This is a genomic window from Stakelama pacifica (assembly GCF_004361835.1).
Classification (GTDB): domain Bacteria; phylum Pseudomonadota; class Alphaproteobacteria; order Sphingomonadales; family Sphingomonadaceae; genus Sphingomonas; species Sphingomonas pacifica.
The window spans coordinates 246,787-271,713 of sequence record NZ_SNWD01000002.1 but is presented as its reverse complement, the minus strand read 5'-3'; the positions used below and the strand labels follow the sequence as shown (position 1 = coordinate 271,713).

12 protein-coding genes are annotated in these 24,927 nt (G+C 61.7%); 11 read left to right on the top strand and 1 reads right to left on the bottom strand.

Annotated elements, in window-relative coordinates:
- The first annotated feature begins 113 nt into the window (after positions 1 to 113).
- The 11 genes from EV664_RS04370 (at position 114) to EV664_RS04320 (ending at position 24,143) form a co-directional block, all read left to right on the top strand.
- Entirely contained in the window at positions 114 to 3,248 is a 3,135-nt protein-coding gene (locus tag EV664_RS04370; RefSeq protein WP_133494467.1) for a TonB-dependent receptor, read from the top strand.
- A gap of 16 nt (positions 3,249 to 3,264) precedes the next feature.
- Entirely contained in the window at positions 3,265 to 5,100 is a 1,836-nt protein-coding gene (locus tag EV664_RS04365) for a glycoside hydrolase family 9 protein (protein WP_229668100.1), read from the top strand.
- A gap of 163 nt (positions 5,101 to 5,263) precedes the next feature.
- Positions 5,264 to 6,502 carry an ROK family transcriptional regulator gene (locus tag EV664_RS04360; protein WP_133494466.1) on the top strand — a complete coding sequence of 413 codons (1,239 nt, stop codon included), beginning with the start codon at positions 5,264 to 5,266 and terminating at the stop codon, positions 6,500 to 6,502.
- A gap of 276 nt (positions 6,503 to 6,778) precedes the next feature.
- Positions 6,779 to 9,148: a GH92 family glycosyl hydrolase gene (locus EV664_RS04355; protein ID WP_211338465.1), complete on the top strand. Its 2,370-nt coding sequence runs from the start codon at positions 6,779 to 6,781 to the stop codon at positions 9,146 to 9,148.
- A 132-nt stretch (positions 9,149 to 9,280) separates the two neighbouring features.
- Positions 9,281 to 11,227, top strand: coding sequence for a glycoside hydrolase family 2 protein (locus EV664_RS04350; RefSeq protein WP_188656361.1), 1,947 nt, complete (start codon positions 9,281 to 9,283; stop codon positions 11,225 to 11,227).
- A 227-nt stretch (positions 11,228 to 11,454) separates the two neighbouring features.
- On the top strand, positions 11,455 to 14,430 hold the full coding sequence (locus EV664_RS04345) for a TonB-dependent receptor (protein ID WP_229668101.1): 2,976 nt from the start codon (positions 11,455 to 11,457) through the stop codon (positions 14,428 to 14,430).
- Between the two features lie 94 nt (positions 14,431 to 14,524).
- Positions 14,525 to 15,574, top strand: a complete 1,050-nt coding sequence (locus EV664_RS04340) for a glycoside hydrolase family 43 protein (RefSeq protein WP_162848768.1) — start codon at positions 14,525 to 14,527, stop codon at positions 15,572 to 15,574.
- Between the two features lie 94 nt (positions 15,575 to 15,668).
- Positions 15,669 to 17,948 carry a GH92 family glycosyl hydrolase gene (locus EV664_RS04335; protein ID WP_229668125.1) on the top strand — a complete coding sequence of 760 codons (2,280 nt, stop codon included), beginning with the start codon at positions 15,669 to 15,671 and terminating at the stop codon, positions 17,946 to 17,948.
- Between the two features lie 16 nt (positions 17,949 to 17,964).
- Complete coding sequence (locus EV664_RS04330) at positions 17,965 to 19,398, top strand: glycoside hydrolase family 125 protein (protein ID WP_133494465.1); 1,434 nt, start codon at positions 17,965 to 17,967, stop codon at positions 19,396 to 19,398.
- Positions 19,399 to 19,427: 29 nt separating this feature from the next.
- Complete coding sequence (locus EV664_RS04325; RefSeq protein WP_133494464.1) at positions 19,428 to 21,746, top strand: GH92 family glycosyl hydrolase; 2,319 nt, start codon at positions 19,428 to 19,430, stop codon at positions 21,744 to 21,746.
- A 30-nt stretch (positions 21,747 to 21,776) separates the two neighbouring features.
- On the top strand, positions 21,777 to 24,143 hold the full coding sequence (locus EV664_RS04320; RefSeq protein ID WP_133494463.1) for a GH92 family glycosyl hydrolase: 2,367 nt from the start codon (positions 21,777 to 21,779) through the stop codon (positions 24,141 to 24,143).
- A gap of 198 nt (positions 24,144 to 24,341) precedes the next feature.
- On the opposite strand, the gene EV664_RS04315 is transcribed toward EV664_RS04320, so the two are convergent.
- Positions 24,342 to 24,827 (bottom strand): winged helix-turn-helix transcriptional regulator, encoded by a 486-nt coding sequence (locus tag EV664_RS04315; protein ID WP_133494462.1) that lies wholly within the window; start codon positions 24,825 to 24,827, stop codon positions 24,342 to 24,344.
- Positions 24,828 to 24,927: the final 100 nt, after the last annotated feature.

Sequence of the window (24,927 nt, the reverse complement as noted above, 5' to 3'; positions counted from 1 at the left end):
AGATTGGACGCTTAGGGGGGAAAGCGAACGTTCACATATTACGGCAAGCGATATGTGACGCATTCCAACGCCGGCCACAGACGTCGGCGCGGGCAGTTTTGGGGGAGTCTCAGATGAAAATCTCTATTTCCCGGCCGATCCGGCCGGTGGCAGGTCGTACGCTGCGCGTCGGCGTTTCCATTCTTGCACTGGTAAGCACAGGACAGGCTTTCGCCCAGCAGGCGGTTCCGGCGCCCAGCGCGTCCGAAACGATGCAGGATGGTCAGAATTCCAGCTCTACCGATGTCGAGGCAGCATCCAGCCAGTCGGGCGTCGAAGACATCATCGTTACCGGCATCCGCGAAAGCCTTGCTACGGCACAGTCGATCAAGCGCGATTCCGACACGGTTGTTGATGCCGTCACGGCGCAGGACATCGGCGCATTGCCCGATCGTTCGGTTACCGAAGCGCTGCAGCGTATTCCCGGCGTGTCGATCAGCCGTTTTGCCGCGGGTAACGATTCCGACCATTTCTCGGTCGAAGGTTCGGGCGCGATCATTCGCGGCCTCAACTATGTCCGCTCCGAATTCAATGGCCGCGATACCTTCTCGGTCAGCGGCGGTCGTTCGCTGAACTTCGAAGATGTTCCGCCCGAACTGCTCGCTGCGGTCGAGGCGTATAAGAACCAGACTGCGGACATGATCGAGGGCGGCATCGCCGGTTCGGTCAATCTCGTCACGCGCAAGCCGTTCGATTCGAACGAAACCCTGCTCGCGCTGTCGGCTGATATGAATTATGGCGACTTCTCAAAGCGGGGCTCGCCTTCGGTTTCGGCGCTTGGTTCGACCACGTTCGAAACCGGTATCGGCCGGTTCGGCATCCTTGCCGGCGGCTCGTTCTCGCAGCTTTACACGCGCGCCGACGGTATTCAGGTCACCAATTATCAGGCGCGTTTCAACGGCTCGCGCGACATCAACGGCGATGGCATCGACGAAACCGATACCTTCCCCGGCCTGTCGCCCGATGAGGTCGTGTTTGCGCCGCTCGGCGCGGGCGTTCGTACGCAGGATTTCAACCGCAAGCGTATCGGCATGAATGCCGCCGCGCAGTTCGAAACCTATGACGAATCGCTCGTTGCAACGCTGCAGTTCATCCGTAGCGATGCGCGTCAGACCTGGGGCGAGCGGACGTTTGAATCGGCGCCCGACAGCGCCGATCGTCAGACCTTCCCACTGCCCGGCACCAACTATACCTTCGATGACGAAGGATTGTTCGAAACCGGCATCATCTCGCTTGATCGCGGCTACACGCCCAATGGCGGTCAGCAGCGCGGCGTTCTGACCCAGCTTTCCAATCGCGGTGTGAAGACCCGGTCGGTCACCGATGATTTCGGCGGCAATGTGAAGTGGAAGGCGAACGATCGTCTGTCGTTCAACTTCGACGCGCAATATGTCCATTCGACGCGCGATCAGACCGACTTTTCGGTGCTGGGGGCGACGTTTGCCGATATCGCGCTCGACATGCGCGGCGATACGCCGGACGTCGAATTTCTTGCACCCGATGGCAGCGACAGCGCAGCATTTTTCGCGAACCCGAACAATTCCTTCTATCGCTCGGCGATGGACCATTTCGAAAAGAATGATGGTCATGAATGGGCGTTCCGCGGCGATGCGACTTATGACTTCGGCGATGAAGGGTTCCTGAAGCGGGCGAAGTTCGGCGCGCGCTATGCCGATCGCGATCAGACCGTGCGGTACACCCTTTATAACTGGGGCGTGCTCAGCGAAACCTGGGACGGTTCCAGCCCGGTGACGTTCGCCGATGCGCCGCAGGTCAATTCGGGGCTCTACAACTTCACCGATCAGTTCCGGGGGGACGGGCCGAGCGGGCTTCAGGGGCTGTATCTGCGCGGCAATCCGGCAGCCGAATATGATTCTGCGGCTGCGCAGGCGCAGGCGATCAATGCGATCTGGCGCAATCAGTTCGGCGCGAATTCGGGTGGATGGACGCCGGTGGCGCAGCGCGCGGGTGTTGTCGACGGCACGCCGTTCCTGCCGTCGGAAATCTACACCAATTCCGAAGCGACCAAGGCGGCGTATCTGCGTCTCGACTTTGGCGGCAATGTGTTCGGCAATACCGGTATTTCGGGCAATGTCGGCGTTCGCTATATCGAAACCACGGACAAGGCGACGGGCTTCTTCACCTTCCCGACGCGCGATCAGATCATCGGCAGTTCGACCGATGTCGCCACCTTCTGCGCGCAGCCATCGCAGACCAGCCCGTTCTGCGGCCTTCCCGCCGATCAGCAGCAGGCGATCCTGAGCTTCTCCGACGGCACCGCAATCAACAATACGACGCGTAACAAGTTCAGCCACTGGTTGCCGAGCTTCAACCTGAAGGTTGAGGTTGCGCCGGGTCTGATCAGCCGTTTCGCCTATTCGAAGGCGATTTCGCGCCCCGGTTTCGAACAGTTGCAGAGCACGATTCAGATCGCTCCGGCGAACGGCATCTCTGTATTCCGTCTGGAGGGCGGCAGCCGCAATTCGAACCCGAATCTGCGTCCTGTAGAAGCCAATCAGTTCGACCTGACAGCGGAATATTACTTCTCGCGCGTCGGCTCGCTGACTGCGGCGGTATTTTACAAGGATCTGACGAACGTCATCGTCTCCAACGTGTCGCAGACGCGCTCGGTGACGAATAATGGCGTGACGCAGGATGTTCTGTTCGTGGGGCCGGAAAATTCGGACGGTCACAGCCATGTGCAGGGGGTCGAGCTTGCCTATCAGCAGACCTATGACTTCCTCCCGGGTATCCTGTCGGGGCTGGGCGTACAGGCGAACTATACGTTCGTAGATGCATCGAACATTCCGCAGGGACGGGCGGCTGAGGCATCATCGCCGACGACGACGATCGACGTGTCGCGGCTTCCGCTGGCCGGCCTTTCAAAGCATACCGTCAACGCGGCGGTATTCTATGAAAAGGGTCCGATTTCGATGCGCGCCGCATATAACTGGCGTTCGCGTTATCTGCTGTCGATCCGTGACGAGATTGCGCCGTTCCTGCCGATCTTCGCTGATTCCTATGGTCAGCTGGACGGGTCGATCATCTATTCGGTGAATGACAAGTTCAAGATCGGCATTCAGGCGGTGAACCTGCTCGACAGCATCACCAAGACCGAGTCCGTCATCAATGCAGAAGGGCAGCGCGCACCGCGCAGCTATTTCCGCAACGATCGCCGCTTCTCGATCACGACCCGGATGCGCTTTTAAAGGGGTGGGGCGGGTCATGAAGGTTCGGCGCATTCTGCTGATGCCCTTCGCCGCAGCGCTCCTGACGGGCGCGGCGGCGGAGGAACCGTCCGAATCTCCGATCCGCTTCAACCAGATCGGCTTCGAACCCGGCGCGCAAAAGCGCTTCGTCGTAGAGGCGCGCCGGACATTTCGCTGGTCGCTGCGCGATGCCGCTGGCGATGTCGTGGCGCAGGGAGAAGCGACGCCACAGCCCGATCCTGAATCGGGCGAGGATGTCGCTGCCATCACCATCGATACCCCGCTACCCGCCGGGCGTTATGCATTCGTTGCGGGCGACAGCGAAAGTCGATCGGTGACGGTCGCGGCGCATCCCTTTCGCGGCCTGGCCCGCGATGCACTCGGCTTTTTCTATCAGCAGCGCGCAGGCATGCCGATCGAACGCCGCTATGTGCAGCGGGCTGATCTGGCGCGTCCTGCGGGCCATCGCAACGAAGTTGCCACCTGTTTCAGCGGGCGGGATCAGAAAGGGCTGGTCTGGCCGGGCTGCGACCGCGAAATCGATATCAACGGCGGCTGGTACGATGCCGGTGATCGCGGCAAATATGTGGTGAACGCGGGCGTCAGCGTCTGGATGCTGCTCGATGCCTATGCCCGCAGCGCGGCCGCTGGCGCCACGCCGCTAACCGGTGACGGGATAGCCGCCATGCCGGAGGCCGGGAACGGCATTCCGGATATCCTGGACGAAGCGCGCTATGAGCTCGAATGGCTGCTGAAGATGCAGTTGCCGGACCATAGCCGGGTCGCGGTTCCCGACACTGCGGGAAATAAGGTTCGGATGATCGACGGGAGCGGGCTGGTGTATCACAAGCTTGCCGATGCGCATTGGGCACCGATGCCGATCCGGGTCGAGGACGATCACCGGCCTCGCTATCTCTATCCGCCCTCGACCGCCGCAACGCTCAACCTTGCCGCGGTCGCGGCGCAGGCTGCGCGCATCTGGCGACCGATTGATCCGGCCTTTGCCGACCGCTGCCTTGCCGCAGCGCGCAGGGCATTTGTCGCCGCTTTGGCGCATCCTGCGCTGTTCGCCGACGACCGGTTCGACGGCAGCGGGGCCTATGGCGACACGGATGTCAGCGATGAGTTCTTCTGGGCGGCGGCTGAGCTCGCCGCGACGACGGGAGAGCGCCGCTATATCGACTATATCGCCGCGTCCCCCTTCGCCGACCGGAAGGCCGCGGGCGGGATCAGCTGGGGCAGTACCGCACCGCTCGGTACTATCACGCTCGCCACGCAAGACGAGCGGCTTCCCGAAACGCTCGTCGCGGCGCAGCGGCGGGCCGTCCTCGCTGCGGCCGATCGACTGGTCGCCGATGACGCGGCGCAGGGGTATCGCTTTCCTGCGGCGCCCGGACCCACGCAATGGGGATCGAACGGCGCTTTGCTGTCGAACGCGGTGCTGCTCGGCACTGCCTATGACCTTAGCGGCGATGGGCGCTATCGCCGGGCGGTAATCGATGCACTCGACTATGTTCTCGGCCGCAATCCGCTCGATCGCTCCTACGTGACCGGCTATGGCGCGCGAGCGATGCGCAACCCGCATCACCGCTTCTGGGCGCATCAGCTCGACCCGTCCTTCCCGCTGCCGCCGCCCGGCGTCGTTTCAGGTGGGCCGAACAGCAGCGCCATGGTCGATCCGGTGGCGCAGCGGATGCGGGGCAGCTGCGCAGCCCTGACCTGCTGGGCCGATGACGCCCGCGCTTATGCCCTTAATGAGGTAGCGATAAACTGGAACGCGCCGCTGCTCTGGACTGCGGTGTTCGCCGATGCCACGGCGGGCGGGGCGGGTTCGGCGGTACGCCCTCACTAATCCCCTGAATCTGCCTTGCCGCATTCCGCTTGCGGAAATCCGCCGCAATCGGCGATTGACAATCCGCGCACGCCGGAAAATTATTAAACCCGAATTATTAAATCCATTTCGTTTCAGCGCGGCCCGATGCCGCGACGGCGGATCGTTTCGGGAATATTTTTACATGACCTTCAAGCTCCCCAAAGCAGAGCGGCGCGCAGCGGCAGGCGGTGCCGATATCAGCGCTGCCCGGCTGACGCTCAGCCTGAGCGGCACCAATCTGGAGCGGGCGGGCGATTATAATCAGCGGATCGTGTTGCAGGCGATCCGGCTGATGGACGAAACGACGCGCAGCGAGCTGGCGCGCGTCACCGGCCTGACCGCGCCGACGATCGCGAACATCACAGCGAAGCTGACCGATCTCGGCTTTGTGAAGCCTGCGGGCCGGTTGCAGGGAAAGCGCGGCCAGCCGGCGATGCGGATCGTCATCAATCCCGATGGCGCTTTTTCGATCGGCCTGAATATCGATCGTGATCATATCACGCTGGTCACGCTGGACCTGGCCGGTCAGGTGCGCAGCCGGAAAAGCCGGGAGGTCGCCTTTGCGTTGCCCGAAACGGTGATCGACTATGTCCGTGAGAGCCTGCCGGCGCTGCTGAAAGAGGGCGACGTCGATCGCAACCGCATCCTCGGCGTCGGGGTGGCGCTGCCCGACGATATGGGGCGAATTTCGCTACCGCACCGCCCGCCTGAATATGATCAGTGGAGCGATACCGAGATCGGCGATCTGCTGGGCGATGTGCTGCCCTGGCCGATCTACACCGATAATGACGCGGCGAGTGCCGCGCAGGGTGAGGCGCATCTGGGCAATGGTCTTGCCGTGACCAGCTTTTTCTACCTGCTGGTCAGCGCAGGACTGGGAAGCGGGCTCGTCATTGATCGCGCCTATGTGCGCGGTGCCGATTCGCGGTCGGGCGAAATCTGGGCAATGCCCGATCCGGTGCATGGGCCGGGGCATAATGTGCAGGACACCGTATCGCTTTCCGCGCTGTACGATCGGCTGGAACAGGCGGGGCATCGGGTCGAATGCCCCAATTCGCTGGTCGATGGGTCGCCGGAAAGGCAGGCGGTCGTAGATGACTGGCTCGACGATGCGGCCGAGGTGCTGGTCCAGCCGCTGATCGCAGTGAACTGTCTGATCAATCCGGCGACGATTCTGATCGGCGGGCGGCTCCCGGGTAAACTTGCAGATGCGCTGGTCGAACGGCTGAACGCACGGATGGCGGATTGCGCGATACCGGCGGTGGCTCCGGTTCGACGTGCGGATACTGCGGACGATGCGTCGGCCATCGGAGCGGCGCTGATGCCGTTCCTCGACAGTGTGCTGCCGTCGGAATCGATTCTGATGCAGGCAGGGCGCTGACCGCAGGCGCGAATTCGCTATTCAGCCAGGCCAGTCTGTCCCGCGACGCGGGTGAACGAAACAGCCCTTTACCGGGGCGCGACGGTCCCTGTCCGGGCTGACGTTCGGCCTCGACAGTGCTGCGACTTTCCGACGTTCACCAGTAACGCATCGTCCCACAGGTAAACGCCAAATTTCAATACGATGAGCAATTGACAAACAATTTGGTTTATTTAACTTTGTCCCCAAGCTGACCGGAGAGTCGGCAAGAGCAAAGCACACAGGGGGAGGGGGACAATGAAGGTCATTCCCAGAAAGACAGGCATGGCGAACGCCTTTGCCGTATCGCTGATCGCGATGGTCGCCGGTCTGTCGGGCGCCGGATCGGCGTTCGCGCAGGACGCCGCGCGAGACAGCAGCGCGGCGGTCGACCTTGCCGATCCACTGGTGGGTACCGCGCCGCTCGATCGTCAGGATCTGATCGGAAACGCGCCGCCACCGGGTGAGCCGGTCTATTCGGGCCAGACCTCCCCCGGCGCGCGCCTGCCGCATGCATCGGTCGCGGCTTCGCCGGTCAACAACAATATCGAACTCAGCTATCCCAACGGCGTCCCGGTTCCTTATTATTATACCAATCCGACGATGATCGGATTTACCGGTGGCGGCGGCCCCACCTATGGCGGCGGCGCAGAGCCGATCGTTTCGCCGGTGGTCGGCGACTGGTCGCCCGCACCCGCCTATCGTCAGGCCTATTATGACAAGGCGCGGGAAAAGGCATCGCCCGGCTATTACTCGGTCTATCTCAACAGCTTCGATACCAGAGCCGAAATGACGGCGACGCGCTGGGCAAGCGTTATGCGCTTTACCTTTCCCAAGGCGGAACGGTCGAATGTAACCATCAGCTTTCCGCGCCATGGCGGCGAGATGGAAGTGGTCGGCGACCGGATGATCCGGGGTAAATCGGCGCAGAGCAGGGGTGCTGACGGTGCCTATTTCGTCGCTGAATTTTCGAAACCTTTTGCGGCGTTCGGCACGTTCCGAAAGGCGCCGGGCGACAATGTCGGCTGGGGCATCGGTGTGAGCGATATCGACCCGGCCGCGCGCAAAACGGACGGCAGCTATGCCGGCGGCTATGCCACCTTCCGCACCGAAGCGGGCGAGAAGATACTGGTGAAAATGGCGCATGGCACCAGCTATGCGCAGGCCGAACAGCGGCTCGCCGATGAAATTCCGGGATGGGACTTTGAGCGGGTCCGGACCGCAGCACGCGACGAATGGTCGGCGCTGCTCGGCCGGGTACGCGTATCGGGTGGCACGGAAAAACAGCGCAAGCTGTTCTACTCGACCCTGTTCCAGTCCTTTGCGAGCCCCCGCCTGATCGCCGCAAAGGGCGAGAAATTCGCCGACAGCAATGGCGAGGTGAAGACCGCAACCCATGACCGCTACGGCCCGGTGCCGTTCTGGGATACCGGGCGCAATCAGATCGTGCTGCTCGAACTGATGGAGCCTGAGGTCGTGCGCAATATCATGGCGTCCGAGCTCGATATGGCGCGCGAAACGGGGTATATGAATACCTCGTTCCACGGCGACAATGCCGTGTTCCTGTATCTCGGCGCATGGAAGCGCGGCATTCCGTTCGATTATGCTGCAGCGTACGAATATCTGCGCAAGAACGCGGTCGATCCGAAAGGGCCGCGCGGCTATCTGGCCGAATATATGCGGCAGGGCTGGATTTCGGACATTGTACCCGATCATAATCCCAGCCCGCCTTATGCCGGGGGCAAGGCCGGCGTGGCGACGACGCTGGAATATGCGTGGGACGATTATGCGCTTGCCCAATATGCGAAGAAGCTGGGCAAGGAAGAGGATTACCGCCTCTTTCTGAACCGCGCGCGCAATTATGCCAATGTCTTCGATAAAAGCACCGGCTTCATGCGCGGGCGTACCGAAGACGGTGCATGGATTTCGCCTTTCGACCCCGCCGAACCCTATTATAATTTCATGATGAAAGAGGCATCGGGCTGGTCGACGCTATGGCTGGTTCCGCAGGATGTCGGTGGACTGATCGCGCTGCTGGGCGGGCGCGAGGCGTTCAATGCGAAGCTCGATCGCTTCTTCAATACGCCCTATGCGCCCAAAGGCATTTGCCGGGACTGCACCGGCATGATCGGCCAATATGTGCAGGGCAATCAGCCCGATCAGCAGGCACCCTATCTCTATGCCTGGAGCGGTCAGCCGTGGAAGACGCAGGCACTCGTCCGCAAAATCCTGAACCTGACCTATGGCAGCGATGCAGCGGGCTATGGCTATCCCGGCATGGATGATCAGGGGGCGACATCGTCCTGGTATATGCTGAGCGCGATGGGGTTTTATCCCGTGGATCCGTCGAGCGACGTTTATGTGATCGGCAGCCCGGTGTTCGATCATGTCGCGCTCGACATGGGCAACGGCAAATCGCTCACCATTACCGCGAAGAACAATTCGCCCGATAATATGTACATCCAGTCGGCCACGCTGAACGGCCGCGCATGGAACAAGCCATGGTTCAGCCATGACGATATCAGCGACGGAGCGGCGTTCGTCTTCGATATGGGGCCGAAGCCGAACCCGAACTGGGGTTCGTCACTCGGTGCCGCGCCGCCCTCGCTGTCCGACGTGAGGAACTGAACCATGGTTCGAATCTCCGTGGCCGCCCCCCGGCGCGGAGACCGGAGCCCGGATGCCATCTTGCCTCTCCAAACATCCGGGCTCCGAACTGCCGCCATCCGCCGTGCCGGTCGGCAAGCAGGAGGAATTGCAATGAAACGACTTCTTATGCTGGCTTTCCTGTTCGCCGCGACGCCCGTGGCGGCGATGCCGCAGAGCACGACGCAGGATGGCGTCTATACCAGCGACCTCATCACTCGCTGGGGCGCGGGGGTCACCCCTGACAATGTCTGGCAAAGCTATCCCCGGCCGCAGCTGAAGCGAGCGCGCTGGCAAAATCTGAACGGGCTGTGGGACTATGCCATCGCCCCCAAAGCGGCAGCGCGGCCGCAGCGGATGGACGGGCAGATTCTGGTGCCTTTCCCGGTCGAATCCCGATTGTCGCGCGTGGCGCGCAAGGTGACGCCCGACCAGCGAATCTGGTATCGGCGCAGCTTCACCGTTCCCGCCGACTGGGCGGGCGAGCATGTCATGCTGAATTTCGGTGCGGTCGACTATGCGGCCACCGTGCTGGTCAACGGATCGGTGGTCGGCGCGCATAAGGGCGGATTTTCGACCTTCGGCTTCGACATCAGCTCCTATCTGAAACCGGGGCAGAACGAACTGATCGTTCAGGTCACCGATCCGACCAGTGCGGGTACGCAACCGCGCGGCAAGCAAATCCTCGATCCTTCCGGCATCTGGTACACGGCGGTCAGCGGGATCTGGCAAACGGTCTGGATCGAACCCGTGCCCGAACTGCACATCGCCGATGTGCGCGCCACGCCCGATATCGATCGCGGCGTCGTCGATGTGGCGGTAGCGCTGAGCGGCTGGGCTGATGATCGCGACGCAGTGCGGTTGACGGCGAGCGCAAATGGCCGGGTGGTTGCATCGACGATCATCCGCGCCAATCGCCGCGCGACGCTGACGGTTCCGCAAGCGCATCTCTGGTCGCCGGACGATCCCTATCTCTATGACCTGAAAGCGGAACTGGTTCGGGTCGAAGATCCCTATGCCGGGTCGAAGGATCGCGATCGCACCGCCTATGATTCGCGCTTCACCCAGCGTGAAGGCGCGGCCTATGCCGGTGCCCGGGTCGTGGGCGAACCGCGCGACAGCGTCGATGCCTATTTCGCGATGCGCAAGATTTCGATCGGTGAGGGCAGCGTTCAGGGCCAGCCCGCGATCCTGCTCAACAATCGCCCGCTCTTTCAGAACGGGACGCTCGATCAGGGCTGGTGGCCTGACGGGCTCTATACACCGCCCTCCGAGGAGGCGATGCGAAGCGATCTCGTCTTCCTGAAAAAGGCCGGGTTCAACATGGTGCGCAAGCATATCAAGGTCGAGCCCGCCCGCTATTATTATGACGCCGACCGGCTGGGTATGCTGATCTGGCAGGACATGCCCTCGGGCGGCGGCGAAGATCAGTTTCTTGCCGGGACCAGCCAGTATCAGGCGGTGTTCCCGTCTGACGCCATGGCGCAGCAGCAGCAGGAGCTTGCCGCGATGGTGGGCGATCTGCGCGCCTTTCCCTCGATCGTGCTGTGGGTGATCAACAATGAAGGCTGGGGACAATATGACTCAGCCACGCTCGCCCGCTTCGTGAAGGGGCTCGACCCCTCACGCCTGATCGATGCCGATTCCGGCTGGGTGGACAGCGCGCCCGACGTGTCGGACGTCTATGACATTCATACCTATGAAGATGTCCCCAAAACCCCGGCGCATCAGGCAAACCGGGCGATCGTGCTGGGCGAATATGGCGGCATCGGCCTTCCGGTCGAGGGGCATATCTGGCGCGCGGGCAAGCGCAACTGGGGATATCAGGTTGCGCGCGATGAGGCCGATTATGTCGAGCGCTTCCGCCGAAAAATGGACGAGGTGATCCGTCAGGCCAAAGAAGCGGGGCTGAGCGCTGCGGTCTACACCCAGACCAGCGATGTCGAGGATGAGATAAACGGCCTGCTCACCTATGACCGCGCCGAAGCGAAGGCACCGCCCGAAACGCTTTCGCGCATCGCCGCACCCTTGTGGGAGGCGAACGATTCGGAACGACAATGATGATGATTCGGCACCTGCCAATCGTCAGAGGTTCATCGCCTAACCACAAAATAAAACGGGAAAGTCGGGAGAATCCCAACATCGGGACACAAGGGCAATTGTGGAATAAAACATTTATTTGACAAATTGTTTTTATGATTATGAAGTGTGGATAGTTGATCGGGCGCAAGACTCGACGGGCTGACCCCGTGGGTATTGCACCCGCGACCAACAGGGAGGGAAAAACAATGAAGACATCCGGAATCCGTCTATCGAAGATCAGCGCGCGTCAGCGGCTGGTTCGTCATCTGATGCTCACCGCCAGCGCGGTGGCGGGGTTTGCCGGCGCGGCATCGGCGCAGGAAACGGGCACGCAGCAGGAAACAACGGCCCCCACCAGCGCTCAGGACGGCGCAAGCGACATCGTGGTCACCGGCTATCGCCAGTCGATCGAGGCGAGTCTTGAACAGAAGCGCGACGCCAACGCGTTTATCGACGTCATCACGGCGGAAGATGTCGGTAAATTCCCCGACAAGAACGTCGCGGATTCGCTCCAGCGCGTTCCCGGTGTCATCATCAGCCGCGACGGCGGCGAGGGCAGCCGGGTCAGCATTCGCGGGTTGAGCTCCGATCTGACGCTCACCGAACTCAACGGCAACTTCATTGCATCGACCGGCGACAATCCGTCGCGTTCGTTCGATTATGTCCTGCTCCCCTCGACCTTTATCGGCAGTGTCGAGGTGTATAAATCGGCCGAAGCGCGGCTCGACGAAGGCGGCGTCGGCGGCGTCATCATCAACCACACGCGCAAGCCGTTCGATCTCGATGCATGGTCGGGCAATGTTCAGGTCGAAGGCACCTATGCCGATGTCACCGAAAAGGTGGAGCCGAACGTGTCCGGCCTGCTGTCCTGGAAAGACCCTGAAGAGCGGCTGGGCTTCCTGGTCGGTGCGACCTATCAGGAGCGCACCAACCGCACGCTCAGCGCTTATGGTTCGTCCTGGCATTGGTGGACCGATGACAAGAGCACACAGCCTGCCGTCGATGTGAACGGCAACACCTTCGCGAACGACGATGCGATCTCGTACTGGAACAGCGGCAACGATGCCGGTACCACGACGCGCGATGGAACGCATTATAGCGGCTATTGGGCGCCGCAGTCGGTCGGCGAAACCATTCAGGACGAAAAGCGCAAGCGGCTCGGCATTCAGGCGACGGCGCAGATGAAGCCGTTCGATAACCTGACCATCACCGCCAATTATTTCCGTTTTCAGGTCAAGGGAGATTATATTTCCAGCACCATCAAGGTGCCCGAATGGGGCTATGGCAATTTCTTCACCGGTGCGAGGCTGGATCCCAGCGGTACGATCTTCACCGGCGCGACGTTCGAAGTTCCGCCTGAGGGCACCGGGTGCCGCGTGCCGGGCAATCTGTGCACCATGGAGACGCCTGCGCCCCAAAATACGCTGGTACGGCAGAAAAAAGTATCCAACACGTTCGACGTTCAGGGCGACTGGAACAAAGATCGGCTCGATGTGCATTTCGCGCTGGGCAAGACCAAGTCGGACGGCGGCCCTTCCTTCCAGTTCTACGCACAGGCAAAGCCGCGTAACGGCACCACCAACGGCAATTTCCTGAGTGCCTGGGACTTCACCAAACAGGGCATGTCGATGGAGTTCACCCCCGAGGTGCTCCAGAACATGCTGGCGGGCACCGCGCAGATCGACCTTGGTTCGACCGGCTCGGGCTTTTCGAACAGCACGCTGTCGCAGCGCTATGCGCAGGTCGACGTAACCCGGCATTTCGACAGCTTCATCGATTCGATTCAGGTCGGTGCGAAATGGCGCGATGCGTCGATCCATCGCGAAACCGGGCGGTTCGAATGGTATTCGGACGATGCGAATACGCGCCGTTTTCAGGATACGCCGGGCGGTGCGCTGGCGCTGCCTGAATTCTTCTATCCTGACTCGCTCAGCAACATTCCCGGCGGGTTCGAAACCAACGCTTTCCCGGCGATCAACATCAAGAATTACATCGATTATCTGAACAAGACCTATAATGGCCCGGTCCGTGTGCCGGAGCCGCAGAATCTGTACAATATCGGTGAGCGCATCTGGGCGGGCTATGCGCAGGTCAATTACAAGACCGAAACCGTTCGCGGCAATATCGGCATTCGTCTGGTCAGTACGAAGCAGAGCGGCACCTCGACCGACGTTCTATATTATGAGAACGACTATTGCGTCGATGGCCCTGCCGGCCCGTTCGATCCGAACAAACCGGTAGGCGAAGACGGTAACTGCCTGGTCATTCCGCAGGATCAGCGGGAAGTTCGCGTGTACAGCCCGAACAACGAGTCCAAGAGCTACACCGAAGTCCTTCCGAGCTTCAACGTTGCATGGAACGTTACCCCCGACCTCCTCGTCCGCGGGGCGGTGGCGAAGGTGATGGCGCGGCCCAGCTACGGCGATCTCGCGGGTGCGCGCTCGCTCACCTTCAATGCCGATCCGTTCGTGTTCGACCGGGCCGAATTCGGCGCGCTGCCCGGCTGGTTCGGCGGCGGCGGTAATTTTGATCTGAAGCCGTTCAAGGCATGGCAATATGATGTCGGCGTGGAATGGTATTTCCAGCGCGGATCGGTGGTCGGCGCTACGTTGTTCCGCAAGGACGTCTCCGACTTCATCGTGCCGCTGGTGCTCGACGTTCAGCAGAATGTCGCTGGCGAGGAAGTCACTATCCAGCAATATTCGACTCAGGCGAACGGGTCGAAGGCAGTGTCGCAGGGTGTCGAACTCTATGCACAGCATACGCTGAGTTTCGGCCTCGGTGCGCAGGTGAACTTCACCTATAACGACACTTCGGTCGCGGATGTCAGCCTGAACGGACAGAAGGTCGGCACCTCGCCGCTGGTCGGCAGTGCGAAGACGCAGGTCAACGCCTCGGTCTTCTACGAACGCGGCCCGGTCCTGCTGCGCGCATCGTACAACCGTCGCGGCGAAGTGGTGGGCGGTCTGTCCTCGGGGCTCAACGTCTATACCGATCCGTATGAGCAGGTTGACCTCAACGCATCGTATGAACTGTTCAACAATGTTCAGCTGACCGCATCGGTCATCAACCTGACCAAGTCGGAACAGCGTCAGCATCTGGGCAACGATACGAAGGCCCGCTTCATCTCGAACGTATATTCGGGACGGCGCGCGTATGTGGGGCTTTCCTACAAATTTTAATGGGTGAAGGAATCTCCCCCGGAACTGGGACGGCCATATTCGCGGATGGCCGTCCCGCTTTTCTTTTCCCGCCCGAACGCCCGGAGGATGTGGCATGAGACAGATGATCAAAGCGTTCGCGCTCATGGCAGCGGGTGCCATGGCAACGATGCCTGCCATGGCCGAAAATCCGATTGTGAAGGGCTGGTATGCCGATCCGGAAATCCGGATTTTCGATGGGCAATACTGGATCTATCCGACCTATTCGGATGACTTTCGGACGCCCGACCGCTCGCACCATTTCACCCGGTCGCAGCTGGAATTGCGTAAGAACAAGATGGTCCGGCCCTCATACGGCATCCAGACCTTTTTCAACGCCTTTTCCTCGCCCGATCTCGTCCACTGGACGAAGCATGAGCATGTGCTGGATGTCGAAAATGTCGCATGGGCTGCCTATGCCGTCTGGGCGCCCTCGGCGATCGAGCAGGACGGCAAATATTATCTCTTCTTCGGCGCCAACGATATTCAGAAAGATGGCGAGACCGGCGGTATCGGCGTCGCTGTGGCGGATTCGCCCGGCGGTCCGTTTCGGGATGCGATCGGCCATCCGCTGATCGACGCTTTTCATAACGGCGCGCAGCCGATCGACCCGTTCGTCTTTCGCGACGATGACGGACAGGTCTATCTCTATTATGGCGGGTGGAACCACTGCAATGTCGTCAGGCTTTCCGACGACCTGCGCTCGGTCGAGCGCTTTCCCGACGGCAGTACCTACAAGGAAATCACGCCCCCCGGCTATGTCGAAGGTTCCTTCGTCATCAAGCGCAAGGGCGTCTATTATCTGATGTGGTCGGAAGGCGGCTGGACCGGACCCGATTATTCGGTCGCCTATGCGATGGGGCCGTCCCCGACCGGCCCGTTCAAACCAATGGGCAAGATTCTGGCGCAGGATTTCCGCATTGCGCGCGGGGCGGGGCACCATTCGGTGGTCAATGTGCCGGGCAGTGACGACTGGTACATCGTTTATCACCGCAGGCCGCTGGGCGACGATAAGGGCGAGCATCGCCAGCTCGCGATCGACCACATGATCTTCAACGCGGACGGTACGATCCGTCCGGTGAAAATGACGAACAAGGGCGTGAAACCGCGCCCCTTGCCGCGCTGAGCGGCGAAAGGGAGAAAGGCAAGTGAACAGGATCGGGCGAATTGCTCTGAAGAGCGCAGCCGCAGCCATGGTGCTGGCGGCGAGCGGGGTGCCGATGGGCATGGCGCGCGAGACAGCGCCCGCTGATACCGGCGCGCTGGTCGATCTGGTCAACCCGCTAATGGGCACCGATTCCAGCTATCGCCTGTCCTATGGCAATACCTATCCGGCGATCTCGGTTCCGTTCGGTATGAACAGCTGGACCCCGGTGACGGCTGACGATGCGCGCACCGGCTGGGCCTATACCTATGATGCCGAGAAGATAAACGGCATCAAGCAGACGCACCAGCCAAGCCCGTGGATGAACGATTATGCGGCTTTCTCACTCTTCGCCGAAACCGGAGAGCTGAAGGTCGGTCAGAAAGAGCGCGGCAGCTGGTTCAGCCATAAGGCTGAGGAAGCGCATCCTTATTCCTACAAAGTCTATCTCGCCGATTATGACGTGACGGCGGAGGTCACGCCGACCGACCGTGCGGCCCAGTTCCGCTTTACGTTCCCCAAGGCGGCGGACGCCCACATCCTGCTCGACGCGCTGCCCGGCGGGTCGATGGTGAAGGTCGATGCCGCCAATCGCCGCATCACCGGCTATGTCCGCAACAATCATGGCGGCGTGCCCGACAATTTCCACAATTACTTTGTTGCCGAATTCGATCACGACTTCACCGTCACGCGGACCTGGGACGACAATGACCAGCTGACCGACGACCGGACGCGCGAGGGCGATCATGTCGGCGCGGTGGTGAGCTTTGCCACCAAAGCGGGCGAGACGGTGCATGTGAAGGTCGCCTCTTCCTTCATCAGCCCCGAACAGGCGCTGCGCAACCTGAAGAGCGAGATCGGCAGCGACGATTTCGACACGACACGCGCTAAGGCGAAGGCGGCATGGGAAAAGGAATTCGCTCGCATCCGGGTGAGCGATCCCGATCAGCAGAACCGGCGCACTTTCTATTCGGCGCTGTACCGGATGCTGCAATTCCCGCGCGAATTTTTCGAAAAGGACGCCAGCGGCAAGGTCATCCACTACAGCCCCTATGACGGGAAAGTGCATGACGGCTATCTTTATACCGATAACGGTTTCTGGGACACATGGCGCGCGGTCTTTCCCTTTTTCGCGCTGATGTATCCCGAACGCGACAGCCAGATCATGCAGGGGCTGGTCAACACCTATAAGGAGGGCGGCTGGCTGCCCGAATGGGCGAGCCCCGGCTATCGCGACGTCATGATCGGGTCGAATTCGGCGAACCTGATCGCCGATGCCTATATCAACGGCGTGCGCGGCTTTGACGCGGAAACGCTCTACGAAGCGATGATCAAGAACGCGACCACCAGCGAGGGACGACCGAAAGACAAGCGCGGCAATGTCGTCGAGGCGGTCGGCCGTGAGGGCGCGGAATATTATAACCGGCTCGGCTATGTCCCCTATGATGTCGGCATCAACGAAAATGCCGCGCGCACGCTGGAATATGCGACCGCCGATTTCTCGATCTCGCAAATGGCAAAGGCGCTGGGCAAGACCGAAGACGCCAAGAAATATGCGCAGCGCGCGCTAAATTATCGCACGCTCTATGATACCGAGAGCGGCTGGATTCGCGGGCGCAATCAGGACGGATCGTGGGAGACGCCGTTCAACCCGTACAAATGGGGCGATGCGTTCACCGAAGGCAATGCGCTGCATTATAGCTGGGCGGTGATGCAGGACCCGCAGGGCCTCATCAACCTGATGGGCGGGCGCAAGAAGTTCGTCGACCGGCTCGATTCGATCTTTACCACGCCGCCGATTTTCGACGACAGCTATTATGGTCAGACGATCCACGAAATCCGTGAGATGCAGATCGTCGATATGGGCCAGTACGCGCATGGCAATCAGCCGATCCAGCACATGCCCTATCTCTATGACTGGGCCGGTGCGCCGTGGAAGACGCAATATCATGTCCGCGACATCATGGCGAAGCTCTATGCCCCCACGCCCGACGGCTATCCGGGCGATGAGGATAATGGCCAGACATCGGCCTGGTATGCCTTCTCGGCGCTGGGCTTTTATCCGGTAGCGTCGGCAACCGGCCAATATGCGATCGGCAGCCCGCTATTCCGCGATGCGGTGCTGCAAATGCCGACGGGCAAGACGCTGCGCATCGTCGCGCAGAACAACAGCCCCGAAAATGTCTATGTCCAGTCGGTGACGTTCAACGGCAAGCCGCATCCCAAGACATTCCTGACGCATGATGCACTGGAACAGGGCGGTACGCTGACTTTCGTGATGGGGCCGAAGCCCAACAAACAATGGGGCGCCGATCCCGCCGACGCGCCGTTTTCGCTGAGCGCGCCTGCAAACTGATCGAAGGGAAGAGCCTATGACCCCCAACCGCCGACAGATCATGGCGGGGGCGGGCGCAGCCGCGCTGACCGCCGCCATGCCGCGAATGGCGAGCGCCGCTGCGTTCGTCAGCAAGCGCCCGTCGCCCGCGAAACGCAATTTCACCAGCCCGGCGATCGAGGCGGAGATTGTCCGGGTGAAGCGCGCGATCGCCGATCCCGAACTCGCCTGGCTGTTCGAGAATTGCTACCCCAATACGCTTGATACGACGGTGCAGACGGGCATGCTCGAGGGTCAGCCCGACACCTTTGTCATCACCGGCGATATCGAGGCGATGTGGCTGCGCGACAGTTCGGCGCAGGTGCAGCCCTATATCCATCTCGTCGACAAGGACCCGAAGCTGAAGCGGCTGTTTCAGGGGCTGATCCAGCGTCAGGCGCGTTGCATCCTGATCGATCCGTACGCCAATGCATTCGACAAGGACCCGACCGCGCCGTCGAAGCTTGAATGGTCGGAAACCGACAAGACCGACATGAAACCGGGCGTTGCCGAGCGCAAATGGGAGATCGATTCGCTTTGCTATCCCATGCGGCTTTCCCACGAATACTGGACGCGCACCCGCGACAAGACGCCGTTCGACGATCGCTGGAGCGCGGCGATGAAGCTTGCCGTGCAGACCTTCCGCGAACAGCAGCGCAAGGAGGATCGCGGCCCCTATCATTTCCAGCGTCAGGCATTTTCGCCGACCGATACGCTGATGCTGGGGGGCTATGGCCGTCCGACGAAGAAGATCGGCCTGATCCATTCGATGTTCCGTCCCTCGGACGATGCGTGCCTGTACCCCTTCCTCATCCCCTCCAACCTGTTTGCGGTATCGGTGCTGCGCCGGATCGCCGAAGTGCATCGCGGCGCGCGCGGCGATGAGGGCGCGGCGCGTGAAGCGGAAGCGCTCGCCCAAGAGGTAGAGGGCGCGCTTCGCGACCATGCGCTGATCCCCGATGGCAAGGGCGGGCAGGTCTGGGCCTATGAGATCGACGGCATGGGCAATTGGGTGTTCATGGACGACGCCAATGTACCCAGCCTGTCGGGCCTCGCGCTGCTGGGCGTGGTGGACAAGGACGATGCGCTTTTCCGCCGCACCGCCGATCTCGCCTGGTCGGATCGCAACCCCTATTTCTTTGCCGGAAAGGCGGCGGAAGGGATTGGCGGGCCGCATATCGGGCTCGACATGATCTGGCCGATGTCGATCATCACCCATGCGATGAATGCGCGCGATGACGCGACCATCCGCCAGTGCCTCCACTGGCTGAAGACCACCCATGCGGGCACCGGATTCATGCATGAAAGCTTCAACAAGGACGATCCCGCCAATTTCACCCGGTCATGGTTCGCATGGGCCAATGCGCTGTTCGGGCAACTGATCGTCCAGCTCGCCGATACCCGGCCCGACATCCTCGCCGGAAAAATCTGACCCCCATGAAATTCAGGGAAGAAATATCCATGATTACCGCCAGCCGTCGTCAGCTTCTTGCCGGAAGCGGGCTTGCCGCATTCGGCGGCGCAGTGCCCGTCCGCGCATGGGCGCAGGTCCCGGCACCGGGAAAGCCCGACCTGTTCGTCGGTACCGGCGGCCATGGTCATACCTTTCCGGGTGCCTCGCTTCCCTTCGGCATGGCGCAATTGAGCCCCGACACCAACACGCATGGCTGGGATGCCTGTTCGGGCTATCATCAGGATGACGGGTCGATCATGGGGTTCAGCCACACCCATTTGTCGGGCACCGGGATCGGCGACATGCTCGACGTGCTGGTCGTGCCGACACGGCAGGAGCTGAAGCTCTTCCCCGGCCCGCAGGACGCGCCCGATCAGGGCTATCGCCAGCGCTTTTCGAACGAATTCGCCGAACCGGGCTATTACCGTGTCGCGCTGGAATCGGGGGTGCAGGCAGAGCTTACCGTCACCGAACGCTGCGGCCTGCACCGCTATCGCTTTGCAGAAGGGCCGGGGCACATCCTGATCGATTTCGCCCATGCGATCGAGGATGACTGGGACAAGGGGATCGTGGTCGAGGATGCGAACCTCACCCTCCACCCCGATGGGATGCTGACCGGCGGGCGGCAGGTCAATCGCTGGGCAAAGGGGCGACACATCTATTTCGCGATGGCATTGTCGCGCAAACCCGACCGGGTGCAGTTTTTCGGCGATGACGACCAGCCGCTTCCTGATGGCGCGACGAGCGTGAAAGGCAATAAGGTTAAGGCAGCCCTGTTCTTCGATTCCGCCGGCGGGGAGCCGATTCTCATCAAGACCGGCCTGTCGGCGGTGGATGTGAAGGGCGCGCGCGATGCGCTTGCCGCCGAAGCGCCCGGCTGGGATTTCGATGGAGCGGCGCGGTCGGCGCGCGGTGTGTGGGCGAAGCATCTCGACCGGGTGCGCGTTTCGGGCGGCACGCCGGATCAGCGCACCATTATGGCGAGCGCGCTTTATCATGCGTTGCTTGCTCCGACGCTCTTCACCGATCGCGACGGACGCTATGTCGGTCTCGACCGCAAAGTGCATCAGGCGCCGAAGGGTGAGGAAGCGTACAGCACCTATTCGCTGTGGGACACGTATCGCGCACTCCATCCGCTGCTGACGCTGGTCGCCCCCGATCACGCCGCACTGCTGACCCGCGATCTGTGCCGTCAGACCGCGGAAAGCCCGTTCGGCCCGCCCGTCTGGCCGCTTCAGGGGGTAGAGACCGGCACGATGATCGGCTGGCACGCAGTATCGGTGCTCGCCGAAGCGCATGCCAAGGGGATCAAGGCCGATTATGCCGCCGCATGGCCGCATATCCGCGCGCGCGCCTTCGACCGGAATTTCAAGGATATCGACAGCACGCTGGGGCGCGGTTTCTATTATGATCTCGGCTTCATCCCGTGTGACGAAGTGTGGGAATCGGTCAGCCGCACGCAGGAATATGCGTATGACGACTGGGCGATGGCGCATCTTGCCGAAGCGGTCGGCGCGAAAGAAGACGCAGCCGCGCTTCGCAAACGGTCGCGCAATTACCGCAATGTGATCGATGCGAGCATCGGCTTTGGCCGCCCGCGCTTCAAGGACGGCAGCTGGTGGAAGGATTATGATCCGATCCAGATCGGCCATGATGTCGATAAATGGCGCGATTATACCGAAGCCAATGGCTGGCAGGCGACCTTCCTCAACCAGCATGACATTTACGGTCTGATCGACCATTTCGGCGGCGATGCGAAGTTCGAGGCGAAGCTCGACGGGCTGTTCAATGCGCCCTCGACCCTGCCCGAAAATGCGCCGCCCGATATTTCGGGGCTGGTCGGCCAATATGCGCATGGCAACGAACCCGATCAGCATGTCGCCTATATGTACGCCTATTGCGGTGCGCCGTGGAAAACGCAGGCGATGGTCCGCCGCCTGCTGACCGAGATGTACAAGGCCGATCCCGACGGCGTGATCGGCAATGACGATTGCGGTCAGATGAGCGCATGGTTCATCCTGTCGGCGCTTGGTTTCTATCCGGTCGATCCGGTCAGCGCGATCTATGTCTTCGGATCGCCATTGTTCGATGTGGCGGAGCTGGATGTGGGCGAGGGGCGCAAGCTGACCGTGCGCGCGAACGGCAATGCTCCCGATGCGCCCTATGTCCAGTCGGTACGCTGGAACGGCAAGCCATGGACGAAGAACTGGATCGCCCATGCCGATCTGGTGCGCGGCGGCGAGCTGGTGTTCGAAATGGGCAAGCGCCCCTCGCGCTTCGGCGCTGCGAAAGGCGACCGGCCGCCTTCGTTCACGAGCGAAGCATAAGCGCGCCCGACCAGCAAAAGGACAGAATCGATGAACGCACGAACCATCCTCGGCGCACTGATACTGACGCTTCCGCTTTCGGCGCATGCGCAGGGGCGGGGGCCGTCAGCGGAGGTCAATCCGTTCATCGGCACGACCAATGGCGGCAATGTCTATCCCGGCGCGACGTTGCCGTTCGGAATGGTCGCATTCAGTCCGGAGGAAACGGCGCTTCCCGGCCATGGTTTCCCGATCGCAGCGCCGGGGGGGTATGAATGGCGCTCGAACGGCATCAAGGGGTTCAGCCTGACCCATGTGTCGGGAACCGGCTGCACGGGGGCGAGCGGCGACATACCGATCATGCCGATCACCCGTGACGTGGAGGTTTCGCCGTCTTCGGTTCAGGCGGGGCTGAGCTATGCCGCGATCATCGACCATGCGAAGGAGAAAGCGAGTCCCGGCAGCTATTCGGTAACGCTGGGCAATGGCGTCGCGGTCGATCTGTCAGCGACCGAGCGAACCGCGATCGGCCGGTTCAAGTTTCCGGAGGGGCGCCCTGCAAACCTTCTATTCCGCACCTCGGACAGCGAAGTCGGCAGCACCGATTCGACGCTGAAGATCGATCCCGCCACCCGCACCGTCAGCGGGTCGGTAACGTCGGGCAATTTCTGCGGATATCTGGCCGAGGACCGGCGCGAAAGCTATTATACGCTGCACTTCGTCGCGGTCTTCGATCAGCCGTTCGAGGTTGGTGGCACCTGGCGCGATGAGCAGGTGAGCAAGGGCGCTGATCATGGCGGCGGCGGCACCACCTACGGCACACGCGGACACCCGCCTGCGGGCAAGGGCGCTGGCGGCTGGATTCGCTTCGATACCGAAAAGGGGCGCACCATCACTGCGCGGATTGGCATATCCTATGTCGATGAAGCGGGCGCGCGGGCGAACCTTGCCGCCGAAAGCCCGGCAGGCACCAGCTTTGATTCTATCCGCGACCGGGCGACGAAGCATTGGGACGCAGCGCTCGGCAAAATTGCGATCACCGGCGGCGGCGATGCGGATCGCACCGTCTTCTACACCGCGCTGTATCACGCATTGCTCGAACCCAATCTCTATAGCGACAGCGACGGGCGCTATCGCGGGTTCGACGGTGAGGTGCATTCGCTCTCGAAAGGGCAGCGGGCGCAATATGCCAATTATTCGGGCTGGGACGTCTATCGCTCGCAATTGCAGCTGGTGACGCTGCTCGACCCTCAGCGCGGGTCGGACATCGCGCAGTCGCTGTTCAATCAGGCGCAGCAAAATCATGGCGTGTGGGACCGCTGGACGCATATCACCGGCGCTACGGGCGTGATGAACGGCGATCCGTCGCCGCCCTCGCTCGCGGCGATCTATGCCTTTGGCGGGCGGGATTTCGATGTGAAGGGGGCCTATGCGTCGCTGAAACGTGCAGCAACCGTTCCGACTGCCCTCGACCTTAGCCGCAAGGGGTGCCCGGTGCTGTGCGTGGGGCAGCGGCCCGGCCTCGATCAATGGATGAATCTGCATTACATGCCGGTCGGCGCGCCGGGATGGGGATCGGCCTCGGACACGCTCGAACTGGCGGCGGCGGATTTCGGGCTCGCCGAGCTTGCCCGGATTGCCGGGGACCGGGCGGGCGAGCGGCGCTTTCGCGAACGGTCGGGCTATTGGCGCAACCTTTTCAACCCGAAAGCGACGCCGGCGGGCGGCTATATCCAGCCGCGCAACGCCGATGGCAGCTGGCCCGATTTCGACCCTGCTTCGTTCGACGAATTCGTCGAAGGCAGCGGCGCGCAATATCTGTGGATGGTGCCGTTCGATCCCGCCGGGCTGATCGATGCGCTGGGCGGTAAGGCGGCGGCGGCACAACGGCTCGATGCGTTTTTCCGCAATGTCGACGGCAGCTGGGCGGTGACCAAATCCGGGCCGCTCCATGCCGAACTCGATAACGAACCGTCGATCGGGTCGCCCTGGCTCTATGACTTTGTCGGTCAGCCCTGGAAGACGCAGGAAACGGTGCGCGCGGCGATGCGCCAGATCTGGACCGACCGGCCCGACGGCATTTCGGGCAATGACGATCTGGGTCAGATGTCGTCCTGGTATGTCTGGTCCGCGCTTGGCCTGTATCCGCTTTATCCCGGCCGTGCCGAGCTGGTGGTGGGCAGTCCGCTCTTCCCTGCGGCGGTGATCGATCGGCCCGGCGCGAAGATCACGATCCGCGCAGCCGGTGCCGAAGCCGATGCGCCCTATGTTCAGGCGCTTCGCCTGAACGGAAAGCCGCTCCACCGAGCATGGATCGATGCCGATCTGGTGGCGAAGGGCGGAACGCTCGACTTCACGTTGGGCAAAACGCCGAACCGGGCATGGGCGGTGAAGACCGAGCCGCCCGCCATTCCGTGATTCTATTGCCGGCCGGCTAATACCAGGCCGCGTTTATGCGGACCTATCTGCGTATCGCGATCCTCACCACCCGTCGTCACCCCAGCGAAAGCTGGGGTCTCCGGGGGGATTGGGGAGAACGGAGCCGCGCACCTGCAGCAGAAACCATTGCGCCGGCATGACGGCGGGGGGATGGGGCGCCATCCGTGCAGGCCGGTATTACTCCGCGCCTGCCGCCTCGCCGAACACCTCTTCGGGAAGCGCCCAGAGCAGGTCGCCGCGTTCGAGCCGCCGCCCGTCATGCGACAGCACCGCCACGCGGGCGACGGGTTTCCTGTCGCGGGCATCGACCAGCACCGGGCTGGCGGGCGTGCCGGTTTCCCAGCGTTCGCCCCATTGGCGCAGCGCGACCATGGTGGGAAGCAGCGCATGGCCCTTATCGGTGAGGTGATAGGCGATCTTGCGCCGATCCTCGGCCAGCGAACTGCGTTCCAGAATGCCATGATCGACCAGCCGGGCGAGCCGGTTCGAAAGGATATTGCGCGCAATCCCCAGTTCCGACTGATATTCCTCGAAATGATGCAGGCCGTTAAAGGCGGCGCGCAGGATCAGGAACGACCAGCGTTCGCCCATCGCCTCCAGCGCGGCGGGAAGGCTGCAGCTCGTCGCGAGCTGGCGCAAAGGTTCTCGTATCGTATCGCCCATCGCCCTGATCCTACCCCGCAAATCGCGCTTCGCCAAAGGCCAAAGTCAGCACTGCATCGCATCACCAGTTTTATATTGCAACCTACATCCGGGTAAGATA

What these genes read in the sequence shown, in the direction of transcription:
- EV664_RS04315 (WP_133494462.1), bottom strand. Translation starts at nt 24,827, where the DNA reads ATGGGCGATACGATACGAGAACCTTTGCGCCAGCTCGCGACGAGCTGC.
- EV664_RS04325 (WP_133494464.1), top strand. Translation starts at nt 19,428, where the DNA reads ATGATTACCGCCAGCCGTCGTCAGCTTCTTGCCGGAAGCGGGCTTGCC.
- EV664_RS04330 (WP_133494465.1), top strand. Translation starts at nt 17,965, where the DNA reads ATGACCCCCAACCGCCGACAGATCATGGCGGGGGCGGGCGCAGCCGCG.
- EV664_RS04365 (WP_229668100.1), top strand. Translation starts at nt 3,265, where the DNA reads ATGAAGGTTCGGCGCATTCTGCTGATGCCCTTCGCCGCAGCGCTCCTG.
- EV664_RS04350 (WP_188656361.1), top strand. Translation starts at nt 9,281, where the DNA reads ATGAAACGACTTCTTATGCTGGCTTTCCTGTTCGCCGCGACGCCCGTG.
- EV664_RS04340 (WP_162848768.1), top strand. Translation starts at nt 14,525, where the DNA reads ATGAGACAGATGATCAAAGCGTTCGCGCTCATGGCAGCGGGTGCCATG.
- EV664_RS04370 (WP_133494467.1), top strand. Translation starts at nt 114, where the DNA reads ATGAAAATCTCTATTTCCCGGCCGATCCGGCCGGTGGCAGGTCGTACG.
- EV664_RS04335 (WP_229668125.1), top strand. Translation starts at nt 15,669, where the DNA reads ATGGGCATGGCGCGCGAGACAGCGCCCGCTGATACCGGCGCGCTGGTC.
- EV664_RS04355 (WP_211338465.1), top strand. Translation starts at nt 6,779, where the DNA reads ATGAAGGTCATTCCCAGAAAGACAGGCATGGCGAACGCCTTTGCCGTA.
- EV664_RS04320 (WP_133494463.1), top strand. Translation starts at nt 21,777, where the DNA reads ATGAACGCACGAACCATCCTCGGCGCACTGATACTGACGCTTCCGCTT.
- EV664_RS04360 (WP_133494466.1), top strand. Translation starts at nt 5,264, where the DNA reads ATGACCTTCAAGCTCCCCAAAGCAGAGCGGCGCGCAGCGGCAGGCGGT.
- EV664_RS04345 (WP_229668101.1), top strand. Translation starts at nt 11,455, where the DNA reads ATGAAGACATCCGGAATCCGTCTATCGAAGATCAGCGCGCGTCAGCGG.